Annotated in this window: 14 protein-coding genes; 9 read left to right on the top strand and 5 right to left on the bottom strand. The window is 68.4% G+C overall.

Features of this window, described 5'->3' with window-relative positions; translation table 11 throughout:
- Positions 1 to 7: 7 nt before the first annotated feature.
- Complete coding sequence (locus BJQ94_RS05130; RefSeq protein ID WP_265399564.1) at positions 8 to 598, bottom strand: hypothetical protein; 591 nt, start codon at positions 596 to 598, stop codon at positions 8 to 10.
- Positions 599 to 885: 287 nt separating this feature from the next.
- Positions 886 to 1470, bottom strand: coding sequence for a hypothetical protein (locus tag BJQ94_RS05125; RefSeq protein ID WP_265399563.1), 585 nt, complete (start codon positions 1468 to 1470; stop codon positions 886 to 888).
- Positions 1471 to 1560: 90 nt separating this feature from the next.
- Here BJQ94_RS05125 and BJQ94_RS05120 point away from each other — a divergent pair, with 90 nt between their 5' ends.
- A complete protein-coding gene (locus tag BJQ94_RS05120; RefSeq protein WP_265399562.1) occupies positions 1561 to 2751 on the top strand; it encodes an aminotransferase class I/II-fold pyridoxal phosphate-dependent enzyme in 1191 nt (396 codons plus the stop codon).
- Positions 2752 to 2825: 74 nt separating this feature from the next.
- Here the strand turns inward: BJQ94_RS05120 and BJQ94_RS05115 are convergent, their stop codons facing one another.
- Complete coding sequence (locus tag BJQ94_RS05115; RefSeq protein ID WP_265399561.1) at positions 2826 to 3899, bottom strand: alkene reductase; 1074 nt, start codon at positions 3897 to 3899, stop codon at positions 2826 to 2828.
- A gap of 187 nt (positions 3900 to 4086) precedes the next feature.
- On the opposite strand from BJQ94_RS05115, the gene BJQ94_RS05110 reads away from it, so the two are divergent.
- On the top strand, positions 4087 to 5049 hold the full coding sequence (locus BJQ94_RS05110) for an alpha/beta hydrolase (RefSeq protein ID WP_265399560.1): 963 nt from the start codon (positions 4087 to 4089) through the stop codon (positions 5047 to 5049).
- Positions 5050 to 5059: 10 nt separating this feature from the next.
- Here BJQ94_RS05110 and BJQ94_RS05105 read toward each other — a convergent pair whose 3' ends face one another.
- Positions 5060 to 5806: a glucose 1-dehydrogenase gene (locus tag BJQ94_RS05105; RefSeq protein ID WP_265399559.1), complete on the bottom strand. Its 747-nt coding sequence runs from the start codon at positions 5804 to 5806 to the stop codon at positions 5060 to 5062.
- Between the two features lie 151 nt (positions 5807 to 5957).
- Between BJQ94_RS05105 and BJQ94_RS05100 the strand changes: the two genes are divergently transcribed.
- The gene (locus BJQ94_RS05100; protein ID WP_265399558.1) at positions 5958 to 6644 is read left to right on the top strand and encodes a TetR/AcrR family transcriptional regulator; all 687 of its coding nucleotides are present in this window, start codon (positions 5958 to 5960) and stop codon (positions 6642 to 6644) included.
- A gap of 151 nt (positions 6645 to 6795) precedes the next feature.
- A complete protein-coding gene (locus BJQ94_RS05095) occupies positions 6796 to 7182 on the top strand; it encodes an ATP-dependent DNA ligase (RefSeq protein WP_265399557.1) in 387 nt (128 codons plus the stop codon).
- 305 nt (positions 7183 to 7487) lie between these two features.
- Here the strand turns inward: BJQ94_RS05095 and BJQ94_RS05090 are convergent, their stop codons facing one another.
- On the bottom strand, positions 7488 to 8312 hold the full coding sequence (locus tag BJQ94_RS05090) for a carbon-nitrogen hydrolase family protein (RefSeq protein WP_265399556.1): 825 nt from the start codon (positions 8310 to 8312) through the stop codon (positions 7488 to 7490).
- A 106-nt stretch (positions 8313 to 8418) separates the two neighbouring features.
- Here BJQ94_RS05090 and BJQ94_RS05085 point away from each other — a divergent pair, with 106 nt between their 5' ends.
- The 5 genes from BJQ94_RS05085 to BJQ94_RS05065 all read left to right on the top strand — a co-directional run bounded on the left by BJQ94_RS05085 (position 8419) and on the right by BJQ94_RS05065 (position 13701).
- Positions 8419 to 9093: a response regulator transcription factor gene (locus BJQ94_RS05085; protein ID WP_265399555.1), complete on the top strand. Its 675-nt coding sequence runs from the start codon at positions 8419 to 8421 to the stop codon at positions 9091 to 9093.
- 13 nt (positions 9094 to 9106) lie between these two features.
- Complete coding sequence (locus BJQ94_RS05080) at positions 9107 to 10486, top strand: HAMP domain-containing sensor histidine kinase (protein WP_265399554.1); 1380 nt, start codon at positions 9107 to 9109, stop codon at positions 10484 to 10486.
- A gap of 108 nt (positions 10487 to 10594) precedes the next feature.
- Complete coding sequence (locus tag BJQ94_RS05075; RefSeq protein ID WP_265399553.1) at positions 10595 to 12121, top strand: glycosyltransferase family 39 protein; 1527 nt, start codon at positions 10595 to 10597, stop codon at positions 12119 to 12121.
- A gap of 4 nt (positions 12122 to 12125) precedes the next feature.
- A complete protein-coding gene (locus BJQ94_RS05070; RefSeq protein ID WP_265399552.1) occupies positions 12126 to 12881 on the top strand; it encodes a polyprenol monophosphomannose synthase in 756 nt (251 codons plus the stop codon).
- A gap of 127 nt (positions 12882 to 13008) precedes the next feature.
- On the top strand, positions 13009 to 13701 hold the full coding sequence (locus tag BJQ94_RS05065; RefSeq protein WP_265399551.1) for an NUDIX domain-containing protein: 693 nt from the start codon (positions 13009 to 13011) through the stop codon (positions 13699 to 13701).
- Positions 13702 to 13746: the final 45 nt, after the last annotated feature.

Below are 13746 nucleotides of genomic sequence, written 5' to 3'. Positions count from 1 at the left end.
GTCGCACTCAGCAGCCGGGTCCGTCAGGGTTGGCCGAGCAGGCCTCAGCCACCAGGACCGTGCCCGCACGGTCGGCGATCGCCGTGATTGGGCTGGCCGGCACCGCCAGCAGGCCCTCGACAGCGCGCCATTCGCCGCCCGCGAAGCGATACTCCGCCGAATATGACACCGTCAGTCCGATCGTGATCGTGCCCGTTTTCTCGTAAACATGGGTGGTCGAGGTTTCTGAGAACTCAAGAAGACCTTGGTCTGCCCAGCTCGAGCCGCCGTCGCTCGAGGTACCGGATGCGCCGTCGCCGTAGTCCCAGGTGAACCCCGCCGGCGTGAAGCGCACCTCCGCAGGGGCACCGAGAAGTGGCCCGGAGCGCAGGTGCACCGACGCGGTGGCGAAGAAGTTCGTCGGGATGCCCACCACGAGCCACCCATCCGGCTCCATGCCCTGCGTTGGCGCATCGGCCTCGATGCTCACGAGGTCGCTCACCCGCACCACCAACGCCGGATCACACGGTGTCTGCGGCACGCAGGCCGGTTCCGCAGGGTCGACCTGGTCCTGGCGCCGCGGCCCCGTCGCCGGCGCGGCGGCATCGCCCATATCCACCGCGACTCCCCCGGGCACCACGCTAACGCCGTCCGGCAGCCCATCGTCGCCGCCTCCGGCCCCGGTCCCGTCATCACCGTCGCCGCCTCCGCCGCCCGGATTCGTCTCCTCCCACCCCGCGCTGACGTCAACCCCGCCGTCCCCGACGACCGCGTCAGTCTCTGGCTCTGGACACGTACCGTCCCTCTGCTGGTTCAGCGTGCAGGCACTCACCTGCCGCACGTTGGGCACGGCCATGGCTGGCGCCGTAGCGGAAAGAACAAAGCACATCCCTAGCGAGAGGGTCGCTAACAGAAGTCTGTTCCGGTCCATACGTTCGACTCCGAGATCTTGAGGTCACTGGATTCTGCGGAAGATGTAACAAACGCGACTTCTAACGGGAGCCTCAGCCTTCTATCTGACTTCGCCACGGACGCTCCACTGGCATCCACAACGTCGCCTCGACTTGAGTCTGCGCAAAGATAAGCGCGGATTACCCACTGTCCAGAATCCGATTGGGAGACGGATTGGAGTCTCATCGAATCGAAGGTGGTCGATCCCACTGCTGTCCATCCCTTCTCCTCCCACTCCGCCATTGACTCGACCTCTCCCTCATGCGCGTCGCCAGTGGAAAGAGCCAGAAAGTCGCGCTTCGAGGTGGCGTTGCCAGTCCAGTACGCGTCATAGGCAGATAAGTAGTTTTCATAGGCCTCGGTCGCCGCGGCGAGCGCCTCCTCGTCGGAGGCGAAGACCGGAGTGGCCGTGGGTGTGCTTGAGGGCGCTGCGGGCTTCGGGTCCGCGGCGCACCCCGCCAGGGGCACAAGCAGGAGGCAGGCGCAGGCGACCGCCGCCATCCGCCCCGCTCGTCGTCGCCTACTGTCGTCGATCCCCATGCCCACACGGTAGGGCGTCTCGCCCTGCCCCCGCGCAAGTTATCCACAGGGTGCCGGATGTCGTAAATTTAGGGGTATGCAGGTCACCACATGACGATCACCGGCGCTTGGCAGCGCACCGCCCGCGGCGCCGGGCTCCTCGGCGCCGACGGCAGTATCTCCGCCAGTATTTTCGCTGAGATGTCCGCCCTCGCCATGCGCACCGGTTCCATCAACCTGGGCCAGGGTTTCCCCGACGAAGACGGTCCGGCGGTTGTGCTCGAGGCCGCCCGCCAGGCCATCAGCGATGGCGTCAACCAATACCCGCCTGGGCGCGGCATGCCCGTGCTACTCGAGGCCATCGCGCGCCACCAGCAGCGCTTCTACGACATCACTCTCAACCCCGAAACCGAGATTCTCGTGACCGCCGGCGCCACGGAGGCGCTGTCAGCGACACTGCTTGCCCTGCTCGAGCCGGGCGATGAGGTCGTGACGTTCGAGCCGTTCTACGACGCTTACGGCGGACTCATCGCGCTCGCGGGCGGCGTGCACCGCACGGTGCGACTGCGCGCGCCCGAGTTCCAGCCCGACCTCGACGAGCTGGCGAGCGTGGTCACCGACCGCACCCGGCTGATCCTGATCAACAACCCGCACAACCCCACCGGCACCGTCTTCAGCCGCGAGACTCTCGAACTCATCGTGGCGCTGGCGCACAAGCACGACGCCCTCATCGTCACCGACGAGGTCTACGAGCACCTCACCTTCGGCGTCACCCACCTGCCGGTGGCAACGCTGCCTGGCGCCCGCGAACGCACCGTGACCATTTCTTCCGGCGGCAAGACGTTCAGCACCACAGGCTGGAAGATCGGCTGGCTCAGCGCGCCCGCGGCCATCGTCACGGCGATCCTCGCGGTCAAGCAGTTCCTCACCTACGTCAACGGCGCGCCATTCCAGCCCGCCACGGCGCTCGGCCTGGATCTGCCCGATTCCTACTACGCGGGCATCGCCGCCGACCTCGCCGCCAAACGCGACCTGCTGGCCGGCGGCCTCACTGCGGCCGGGTTCACCCTCACGGTTCCCCGCGGCTCCTATTTCATCGTGGCGGATGCCGCCGCCCTCGGTTACGAGAACGGGGTCGAGTTCTGCCGCATGCTGCCGGAGCTGGCCGGGGTGGTCGGCATCCCGATCAGCGCGTTCTGCTCGCCGGAGCACACGGCGGAATACGCCTCGCTTGTGCGCTTCGCGTTCTGCAAGCGCGTCGACGTGCTCGAAGAAGCCGCCACCCGCCTCGCCCGGCTGTAAATCCAAGCGTCGAGTTGCGCACAACTGCCCCCTGACCGTCGGTCAGGGGGCAGTGTGGCGCGAGTCGGCTGGACTTAGTTGGCGTACGCCGGGTAGTCGGTGTATCCCACGGCATCCGGGCCGTAGAACGTGAGCGGGTTGGGCTCGTTCAGCGGCAGGTTCTCGAGCCAGCGGCGCACCAGGTCGGGGTTGGCGATCACGGCGCGGCCCACGACCACGCCATCGCCGTGGCCCTCGGCCATCAGCGCCGCTGCTTCGTCGCGGGTGGTGACGGTGCCGAAGCCGGAGTTCACCAGCAACGGCCCGCCGAAGCGGGTGCGCAGGGTCTGCACCAGCTCGCCGGCCGGGTCATTGTGCAGCACGCTCAGGTAGGCCAGGCCGAGCGGCGCCAGGCCGTCGACGAGCGCGCCATAGGTGGCCAGCACGTCGGCGGCGTCGGTCTCGAGCGCATCCTGGATGTTGTGCTCGGGCGAGATGCGGATGCCCACCCGGTCGGCACCGATGGCGTCGGCGACCGCCGTGGCGACCTCGATAACGAATCGGGCCCGATTCTCGGGCGAACCGCCGTAGACGTCGTCGCGCACGTTGGACGCCGGCGACAGGAACTCGTGCAACAGGTAGCCGTTGGCGGAGTGGATCTCGACGCCGTCGAGGCCGGCCGAGATGGCGTTGCGGGATGCCTGCACGAAGCCGGCGATGATACCGGGCAGTTCGTCGGACGTGAGCGCGTGCGGCACCGGGTAGGGCAGCTTGCCCTTGTAGGTGTGGCTTTCGCCCTGGATGGCGATGGCGCTGGGGCCGACGACGGTGAGGCCGCCGTTGGTCTCCTCGTGGGTGACCCGGCCGGCGTGCATGACCTGCGCCACAATGCGGCCGCCGGCGGCGTGCACGGCGTCGGCCACCTTGGCCCAGCCCGCGATCTGCTCGGGGGTGACCAAGCCGGGCTGACCCGGGAAGCCCTGGCCGGCCTTGTCCGGGTAGACGCCCTCAGACACGATGAGACCGAGAGTCGCCCGCTGGCGGTAGTGTTCGATGTTCAGTGCCCCCGGGATGCCGTCGACGCCGGAACGCATCCGGGTCAGGGGCGCCATCACCAGTCGGTTGGGCAGCTCGAGTGCTCCGAGGTTCAGCGGGGTGAAAAGACTCACGTATTGCTCCTTCTATCTGTTCGGTGCGGACGCGAGTGTGCGCGACTGGACCGCCGCTGCCGGACACGCGTCCTGTTCGGCAAACAGTGCGCGCCGTCGGGCTATTCCGTGCGGCGCCCAACAAACAGTCGGTACTCAGACTCGCCGCACCGGCAATCCGGGCGGCGGGCGGCCTCGAACCCCTGATATGCGCACCAACACCGACGGCCGGGTCTCGCCCGACACCGACCTGAGCTACAGCCCGTATCCCCTGAGCCTCGACGAACGCCGGCTGGGGCTCCGGACGAGCCGCATCCCCACCGCACTCGGCCCGGTCACGGTGCGGCACGGGCGCCGGGGCTCACCCGTCGCGACGATCCTGCTGCACGGAGCGGCGGGATCGTGGACGACCTGGACCCCGCTGATCCAGTCGGCGGACCGGTTCGCCGCCAGCCCGCTGACAGACCTGGTGATCCCCGACCTGCCCGGCTGGGGCGACACCCCGTTGCCGACGGATGACGCCACCGAGAGCATCGAGGCCCTGGCCGCCGCGGTCGCCGACATCGCTCGCGCGCTGGGCTACGAACGCTGGCAGGTCATCGGGCATTCGCTGGGCGGGTTCGTGGCGCTCGAACTGGCCGCAAGCCTCCCGGCGCACACCACCCACGTGGGCCTGGTGTCGGCCACGACCTACAGCGTGATCGAGAGCACCCGGCATCCGCTCACGCGGTTCGCCCTGCTGCCGGGGTTCACGGCGCTGCTCGGCGTGATGCGGGTGCTGTCGGCCTTCGGTGCCGGCGGCCGCGGCCTGGTCAGGGCCATGCACGCGGTGGGCCTGCTGCGCCCCCTGGTCACGCCGTTGTTCAGCCACGTCGACGAGATCGACGCCAGCGTCGTGGCCGCTCTGGCCACCGAGGCCAGGCCGCGCTCGTTCGCCCTCGCCGCCGATCGCGCCGCGCTCTACGATGCCGACCTGTCCTGGGCGCGCATCCGGTGTTCGGTGCTCGCGGTGCACGGCGACCGCGATGTCTTCGTCACCGCCGGCGACGACAAGCGGATGGCCGCTGTCATCGCCGACCTCGGGGTGAGCGTGCTCGCCGATACCGGACACTTCGCGCACGTGGAACGCCCGGTCAGCACCCTGCTCGCGGTGCTGCCCGCACACCGGTGACGGCCACTCCCTATTGAGTCTTGTTGACCGGGATGCCGGCGGTCAGCCCGCCGTCGACCACGAATTCTGATCCGGTGGAGTAGCTGGAATCGTCGCTGGCCAGGTACAGCACCAGCTGCGAGACCTCGGACGGCTGGGCGCTGCGGCCGAGTGGGATCTGCAACATGTGGTGATACAGGTTCTGGGTCATCGGAGTGACGATGAAGCCCGGGTGGATCGAGTTCACCCGGATTCCCATGGCCGCCACATCCAACGCCACCGACTTGGTGAGCCCTCGCACCCCGAATTTGGATGCCACGTAGGCGTGCAACCCGGCGCTGCCGCGCAGGCCCTCCACCGAGGACACGTTGATGATCGACGGGCCCCTGGCGCTCTTGGCCAGCTCGGGAACGGCGGCCTGGATACCCAGGAAGGTACCGGTGAGGTTGATCTCCAGGGTCTTGTTCCACACGTTCACCGGGAACTCCGTGATCGGCGCCCCGTTGGCGATTCCTGCGTTGTTCACGAGAACATCCAGACCGCCGAATTTGTCCACAGCGTGGGCGACCGCCGTCGCCCAGTCCTCAGACTTGGTGACGTCGAGGTGCGTGTAGCTGGCAGACTCACCCAACTCGGCGGCGAGCGCCTCACCCTCCTCATCGAGGAGGTCACCGAGCACCACCCTCGCGCCCTCGTGCAGCAACAACCGGGCGTGCGCGGCACCCATCCCCCGCGCGCCACCACTGATCAGAACAACCTTGTTCTCTACCCGACCCATGATTCCCGTCCTTAGAACGAATCCAGAGTGAACTAGTAGTTCACTCAAGTTTGAGCGTACTCCGTTATTTCGGAAACCCGGGCGGCTTCTCAGCAGGCACGGGCTTGTCGAAATCCGCGGTCATGGCCGATCACGCGGGATAATGATGCGGATGACATCCGCACCGAAGGCCAGCTCCAGCCCCAACTCGCAGCCGCCCAGCCCCCTGCCGGTCGGCCGACGCGAGCGCGGCAAACAAGACAAGCGCGGCCGCATCCTGGCTGCCGCCGCGGATCTGTTCGCCGAATACGGATATTCGGCGGTGACCACCCAGGACATCGCCGACAGGGCCGACGTCGCCATCGGCACTCTCTTCAGATACGCCACGTCAAAGCCCGAGCTGCTCACCATGGTCTACAACACGGAACTCAGCGCCGGCATCGACGCGGGCATCACAACGGTCACCGCGGGCACCGATCCCACCGACCAGATCATGCGCCTGCTTAGCCCACTGGTCGACTCTTCCCTCCGCCAGCGCGAGAACCTGGCCGTGTATCAGCGCGAGATCCTGTTCGGCGATCCGGATGGCGCCTTCCGCGCCCAGGCCGTCAGCCTCATCGTCCGCCTGGAATCGGCGATTGCCGACGTGCTCGGTCAACTCGCCGGCCCCGGTCCCGGCGCGCGGTTGCGGGTTGACGTGGACGTGTCCCTCGCTGCGCGGAGCATCTTCTCCGCGTTGCACATGGAGATCATCCGCACCGGCCTCGGTCGCGAAGCGGCGGCCAGCCTGCCCGGCACGCTGCGGGCACAGATCGAACTGCTCATGCGCGGGATCACCCTCTCTCCTCCCGGCTTGTGATCCCCGGCAGGGCATTTCCGAAAGGCCTTGCCCTTTGCGTTTCAACAGAGGAGAGTTGAGAAATACTCCGGTTCTTGTGCGAGTGACCAATCACCCCTTTCATCCGTTCCCGGTACCACGCGTGAACAATTGGAAGTGAAAGCGAAAACTCATGGGCACCCTGTCGTACGACCGGGTCGTTGTGGAATTTGACGACAGAATACTGACGCATTTGCAGGTCGTGATCGTGCAAAAGCTGCGCCGCGGCGAGAGCTTCCTGTTCTCGTGGCGCAATGCCATGGAAGTGGGCAGCGGCCGCAGTTCGGCCTGGATGAACCCGGCGATCCCGCTGTACTTCAAATTCACCGGCGGTCACACGCCCAGCCTCAACCCGGACTGGATCGCGCAATTGACGAGGTCGGCGAACAGCTCTCAGGGACTCATCGCCACCAGCGAGGAACGCTGCGTGGACTCGGGCCACTCCGGCGGAACCGAGGTGGCCTTCGCGGTCAAGTCGGCGTCGGCTCTGCCCAAGTCCTCCGTGGCCGCCCCCGAGTGACGTCCCGCGCCGATCGCTGATCGCCCCGCACGCTGGTTGAGCCTGCCGACACCTCGTGAGACGACGGATGGGCACACCCCAGCCGCTGGTTGAGCTTGTCGAAACCAGGCGAGACGACGAATGAGCACACCCCAGCCGCTGGTTGAGCTTGTCGAAACCAGGCGAGACGACGACGGGGACATGACCCACAAACACGTCACGAGGTCTCGACAAGCTCGACCAACGGGACCAGCGGGCCCCACACGCTGGTTGAGCCTACCGACACCTCGTGAGACGACATCAGGGCGCGGGCGCCCCACCGCGGGTTACGGGAGGGGGATCACGCCGAAGCGGCGGAGCGCCAGCGCGGGGTTGACCCTGCGCACCTCGGCCAGCCGGCTGCTCGAGATCCACGCGATGGCGACATCCGTGGTCTCCCCCAGCGTGGCGAGTTCGACGCCCATCGGGTCGACCACCATGCTCGCCCCCACTCCCCCCGGCGGTGCGTGATCGGCGGCGGCGACATAGATCGTGTTCTCGAGCGCGCGCGCCGTCACCAGTGTGCGCCAGTGCTGTTCCTTGAGCGGCCCCGGCACCCACTCCGCCGGTACGAGAACCAGATCGGCGCCGGCGTCGACGAGACGCCGGGTCACCTCAGGGAAACGGATGTCGTAACAGGTCTGCAGTCCCACGGTGATGCCGGCCACCTCGAATGTCTCCGGTTCCTCGATCACCCCGGCGCGCACCCGGTCGGATTCCCGTGAGCCGAATGCGTCGTAAAGATGCAACTTGCGATAGCGCGCCACGACCTGCCCGGTCGGGGCCACGGCCACAATGGTGTTCTGCACCCGCTCCGGATCCGGGGTGCTCTCCAGCAGCCCCGCCACGATGTGCACTCCGAGGTCGACGGCCAGCCGGCCCAACGCGGTCACGAACGGGCCGTCCAACGCCTCGGCGGCAGCGACGGATGCCTCCCCCAGCCGGCGCTCGAAGAACGCCGAATACTCCGGGAAAACCACGATGCCGGCCCCACGCCCGACGGCGGTCTGAGCCAGCAGCCGCATCCCGGCCAGGTTCGCCGCCCGGTCCGTGCCCGGCGCGAATTGCGCCACGGCCACGCCGAGTTCGACCCGCGCGCTCGAATCCACCATGCCGTCAGCCTAGCGGCGGCTTCCCAGCTACGGCATCGGCAGGTCGCGCGCGGAGCGGCCGCCAACGTGCCAGCATGAGATCCTGATGCGAGCGAAGGGTGGCCGGATGAAAATCTTGGTCGTGGAAGACGATGACCAGATGGGCGCACTCATCGAACGCGGGCTGCAGGCCGAGGGCTACGAGACCGCCAGGGTGGCCAACGGCGTGGATGCGCTGATCGCCCTCACCGGAGACGGCTTCGGCCTCGCCGCCATCGACGTGATGTTGCCGCAGATGTCGGGCTTCGAGATCTGCCGCCGCATCCGCGACTCGGGCAGCACCATGCCCGTGCTGCTGCTCACCGCCCGCGACACCGTCGACGACAGGGTCTACGGGCTCGACAGCGGCGCCGACGACTACCTCACCAAGCCGTTCGCGTTCGCGGAACTCTCCGCCCGGGTGCGCGCCCTGCTGCGCCGGCATTCCATGGGCGCCCCGCTCACTCTGGAGATCGGCAACCTCATGCTGGACTCCCGCGACCTGCGGGTCACCGTCGCCGGACGCGCCGTGTCGATGAGCCCCAAGGAGGTCGCCCTGTTGCGCCTGTTGTGCAGCCGGGCCGGCACCACCGTTGACCGCACCACCATCCTCGAAGAGATCTGGAACGGCACGAATCACATCGATCCCAACATCGTCGACCAGTACATCAGCTACCTGCGCCGCAAGATCGACACGGATGCCGCCGGCGTGCGCATCGTGACCGTGCGCGGTGCCGGGTACGCCGTCGAGCTCGTCGAATGAGGCGGCCGGCCCGGTGAACCGCCTCCGCCGCGTGTGGCTGCCTCCGCTGTCGATCCGCGCCCGGATCACGGTCGGCAGCCTCCTCGTCGCCACGCTGCTGTTCAGCACCGCCGCGTTCTTCTTCCGCCTTGAGGTGCAGTCGATCCTCACCGAGACGAACGAGACGATGCTGCGCAATGACGCCGAACCCCTGATCAGCCAGCTCGCCACCACCCCGGCGGACGCCATCGAGGCCGCCTCGGAGGGTCAGCTGCTCGCGATCGTCGACCCGACCGGCACCGTGCGCAAGTCGTCGCTGCCGAAGAGCCTGGACCGCCAGATCAGCGGCCTCACCAAGCTGGGCGCCGACCCGCAGACCGTGAACACCCCGGCCGCCACCTACCTGGTCTCCGCCACCCCCGTCGGCACCGACTCCGGCGACTGGATCGTCATCGCCGCCCGCAGCCAGCAGGCCCCCGGGCTGCTCCTCGACGAACTCACCGGCGTACTGACGCTGGGCACACTCATCCTCACCGCCGGGTTCGGACTGGCCTCGTGGCTGCTCACAGGAGCCGCCCTGCGCCCGGTCACCCGGCTGCGGGAAGAGGCCGAGAGCCTGAGCGCCACCGGGTCCTCGGCCCAGCTGCGCGTGCCCGCCGGTCAAGACGAGGTGAGCCGCCTCGCCCGCACGCTCAACGACTTCATCGAGCGGCTGCGGCGCGGTGTCGACCGCGAGAAGCAGATCGTGTCCGATGCCAGCCACGAGTTGCGCACCCCGCTCGCGGTGCTGCGCGCGCAACTCGAACTGGCCCACCTCAATTCCGGCGACGCCCCGGCCCTCGAGCGTGACATCCTCGACGCCGCCGCCACCGCCGAGCGGCTCAGCCGGCTGGCCACCAACCTGCTCGAGCTGAGCAAGCTGGAGAGCGAGCAGGTACCGCCGGAGACCGACTGGGCCGGCCTCGTCGGGGAGATCACCTCCTCGGTCGACCGGGCCAGGGTCATGCGGGGCGGGCATGAGCTCGAGGTCATCTATCGCATCGACGACGACGACCCCACCGGCCTCTACGGCATCTCGACCACCAACATGGGCCAGCTCCTCGACAACCTCATCTCCAACGCCGTGCACGCCATGGCCGGTCACGGCAGTGTCACCGTCACGCTCGGCCTCTCCGACGGCGGCGCTCTGCTCACCGTCGTGGACACCGGACCTGGGCTGCCCGAGGATTTCATCCCGCTCGCCTTCGACAGGTTCTCGCGGCCCGACCACTCCAGGTCGAGCAGTTCGGGCGGGTCGGGGCTCGGCCTCGCGATCGTGCACGCCATCATCGAGCGCGCCAACGGCACGATCGTGCTGCGCAATACCGGCGACGGCCTGGCCGTCGACATCCAACTGCCGCGGCACGTCCGCTGACCGCGACACCCGTCACCTGGCTCACCCGCGACCAAGTCTGAGAACCTTCGCAGCGCAGCGACGTGCCCTGGACGGACAACGTTAACCCCAGGGTTCTACGGTCTGGATGTGACGACACTTCTCGCTTCCCCGCTCGTCGAGGCCGCCCGGCCGGCGACCTGGCGGGCACGCGGGTTCACCGGCACTGCCGCGCTCCTCGGCCTGGCCGGTTTCGCGGTGTCCGTCGCCGGATCCTGGCGGCCGTCCTACTGGGGTGACGAGGCGGCGAGCGTGCTCTCCGCCGAGCGGTCCCTGCCCTCGCTCTTCCGACTGCTGGGCAACATCGATGCCGTGCACGGCACCTACTACCTGTTCCTGCACGCCTGGATCGACACCTTCGGAGCGTCGGAGTTCGCCACCCGGCTGCCCAGCGCCCTCGCGATCGGCGCCGCGACGGCCGGCACCGCCGTTCTGGCACGGATGCTGGTAAACACCCGCGTCGCCGTCATTGCCGCCCTCGTCTTCGCGGTGCTCCCCCGGGTGACCTACATGGGCGCCGAGACCCGCTCGACGGCACTGGCGACCATGCTCGCGGTCTGGACGACGGTGCTGCTCGTGCACATCGTGCGCTCCCCCACGGTCGCGCCGCCCTGGCGCCTGGCGCTCTGGGCGGCATACGCCCTCCTGCTCGCCGCGGGAATCTACCTCTTCCTCTACTCAGCTCTGCTCCTGCCCGTGCACGCCCTGGTGGTGGTCTTGCTGTCCCGGCGACGCCGGTCCGACCTGCCGGCCTGGGCCGGGTCGGGGGCGGTCGCGCTGCTGCTGGCCGCGCCGGTGATCTACTGGGCCGTGCGCGAGCGCGGCCAGATCTCCTTCCTGGCCCGCCGCGCCCAGGTGGAGGTGCTCGACGCCGCCGTGCGGCAGTGGTTCGGCACCCCGACCCTCGCCGTGGCGGCGTGGGCGCTGATCGGGATCGGCTGCCTGGCTGCCTTCGTGCCGCGCTTCCGCTCCTCCGGGCCGGCGCCGCGGGCCGCACTGGTGGTGTTCCTGGCCTGGGCGATCGTGCCCAGCGCCGCGCTCCTGATCGGCAGCCACCTGATCACGCCGATGTACTCCCTGCGCTACCTGTCGATCTGCACCCCGGCGGCAGCCATCCTCGTGGCGATGGGCATCGGCGCCCTCGCACCGCGGTGGGCCCAGGCCGTCGCCCTGCTGCTCGTGCTGGGCCTCGCCGCGCCGGGCTACCTCGGCCAACGCACCGACTTCGCCAAGGACGGCGGCAGCGACTGGCGGCAGGTGTCCGAGATCCTGCACGCCGAGGCCCGCCCGCGCGATGCCGTCGTCTTCGACGGGAGCACCAAGCCGTCCGCGCGTCCGCGCCTGGCCATGCACCTCTACCCGGCCGGGTTCGTCGGACTCAACGACATCGCCCTCGACCAGCCGTACCAAAACGTCGACTGGCTTTGGGACACGACAGTGCCCCTTGCCGACGCCACCTCCCGGCTGGCCGGCACGAACCGGGTCTGGGTGCTGCAGAATGTCGGAAGCCGCGAAACCGTCGCGGGCACCGACGTGAGCACACTGCAACAACTGGGCTTCACCGTCGCTTCCGCCCGCACCGTCAATCGCACGATCATCATCGAACTGACAAGGTAGATCCATGCCATCCACTGTGGTCATCATCCCCACGTACAACGAACGCGAGAATGTCGGCCCGATCGTGGCCCGCGTGCGCGCCAGCGTGCCCGATGCCGAAGTCCTCATCGTGGACGACGCCTCCCCCGACGGAACGGGTGAACTGGCCGACCGTCTCGCCGCCGCAGACGACAAGGTGCACGTTCTGCACCGCACCAAGAAGAACGGCCTGGGCGCCGCCTACCTCGATGCGTTCGCTTGGGGACGCGCGCGCGGTTTCGACGTCCTGGTGCAGCTCGACGCCGACGGCTCCCATCTGCCGGAGCAGCTGCCCGCCCTCCTGGCCGCCGCGAACACGGCCGACGTCGTGATGGGGTCGCGCTGGATTCCGGGCGGCCGAGTCGAGAACTGGCCGTGGCACCGCCGGATGCTCTCCCGTGGCGGCTCCCTCTACTCTCGGCTGCTGCTCAAGCTTCCGCAGCACGACGTCACCGGCGGATACCGGGTCTACACCGCCGACGCACTCGAGCGGATGCAGCTGGGCAGCGTCGACAGCCTGGGCTACTGCTTCCAGATCGACATGCTGCTGCACGCCGTGCGTGCGCGCCTGCGCGTGGTGGAAATCCCGATCACCTTCGTGGAACGCACCCTGGGCAGCTCCAAGATGAGCGGCGGGATCGTGCTCGAGGCCATGGGCCGGGTCACGATCTGGGGTCTGACCGGGCATGGCGCCCGGCATTCCAACCCGGTCAGTCCCGCTGCGACGCCCGACAGGTCCTGACTGGATCCGCATTCGCACACCGGACTCACAGGCGGTTCGGTCGAGCGAATTTCACCTTCCGGTCAAAGTGACTATATGATGGATCTCACGTTAGAGTCACACTGACCTTTACTCGATGGAAGCGCCCATGACCGAGCCACACCCGCCAGTACTCGCGGTGTCGACGGTCATCTTCGCCCTGAGGCCCGACCTCGAGTCCGGCTTCATGACGCTCTGGTTGCCGCTGGTACGCCGCACCAGGGAACCGCACCTGGGCCTCTGGGCGCTTCCGGGCGGCTGGCTGCCCAGCGACGAAGAGATGCCCGCGGCGGCGGCCCGCACCCTGCGCGAGACCACCCGGCTCACCCCCCGGTACCTCGAACAGCTCTACACCTTCGGCGACCTCGGCCGCTCGCCGGGCAACCGGGTCATCTCGGTGGTCTACTGGGCGCTCGTGCAGTCCGGCGAAGCCGACCTCGCGGCCGTCGACGAGAACGTGCAGTGGTTCCCGGCTGACCGGCTCCCAGAGCTCGCCTTCGACCACAACCACATCGTCGAATACGCGCTCTGGCGACTGCGCACCAAGGTGGAGTACTCCCGCATCGCGCACGCGTTCCTCGGCGAGACCTTCACCCTCGCGCAGCTGCGCGACGTGCACGAGGCCGTGCTGCGCCGCGCCCTCGACCCGGCCAACTTCCGCCGCACCATCGAATCCTCCGGCACCGTCGTCGACACCGGCCTCCGGCTCGCCGGGGTACCGCACCGGCCGCCGCGGCTCTACCGCTACAACGACTCCCAGTCCCTCGCCGAGCAGGGCCCGCTGGGCCCATCGGTGGGCTGACCCATGACCTCCCTCCAATCCACACCGCACCCCCCGAGGAGCACG

This window comes from Cryobacterium sp. SO2 (assembly GCF_026151165.2).
Classification (GTDB): domain Bacteria; phylum Actinomycetota; class Actinomycetes; order Actinomycetales; family Microbacteriaceae; genus Cryobacterium.
This window is presented reverse-complemented; position numbering and strand designations above follow the sequence as displayed.

Excerpts from the sequence above, each read along its gene's own strand:
- BJQ94_RS05065 (WP_265399551.1), top strand. The coding sequence starts at position 13,009 with ATGACCGAGCCACACCCGCCAGTACTCGCGGTGTCGACGGTCATCTTC.
- BJQ94_RS05085 (WP_265399555.1), top strand. The coding sequence starts at position 8,419 with ATGAAAATCTTGGTCGTGGAAGACGATGACCAGATGGGCGCACTCATC.
- BJQ94_RS05070 (WP_265399552.1), top strand. The coding sequence starts at position 12,126 with ATGCCATCCACTGTGGTCATCATCCCCACGTACAACGAACGCGAGAAT.
- BJQ94_RS05120 (WP_265399562.1), top strand. The coding sequence starts at position 1,561 with ATGACGATCACCGGCGCTTGGCAGCGCACCGCCCGCGGCGCCGGGCTC.
- BJQ94_RS05090 (WP_265399556.1), bottom strand. The coding sequence starts at position 8,312 with ATGGTGGATTCGAGCGCGCGGGTCGAACTCGGCGTGGCCGTGGCGCAA.
- BJQ94_RS05110 (WP_265399560.1), top strand. The coding sequence starts at position 4,087 with ATGCGCACCAACACCGACGGCCGGGTCTCGCCCGACACCGACCTGAGC.
- BJQ94_RS05125 (WP_265399563.1), bottom strand. The coding sequence starts at position 1,470 with ATGGGGATCGACGACAGTAGGCGACGACGAGCGGGGCGGATGGCGGCG.
- BJQ94_RS05100 (WP_265399558.1), top strand. The coding sequence starts at position 5,958 with ATGACATCCGCACCGAAGGCCAGCTCCAGCCCCAACTCGCAGCCGCCC.
- BJQ94_RS05095 (WP_265399557.1), top strand. The coding sequence starts at position 6,796 with ATGGGCACCCTGTCGTACGACCGGGTCGTTGTGGAATTTGACGACAGA.
- BJQ94_RS05105 (WP_265399559.1), bottom strand. The coding sequence starts at position 5,806 with ATGGGTCGGGTAGAGAACAAGGTTGTTCTGATCAGTGGTGGCGCGCGG.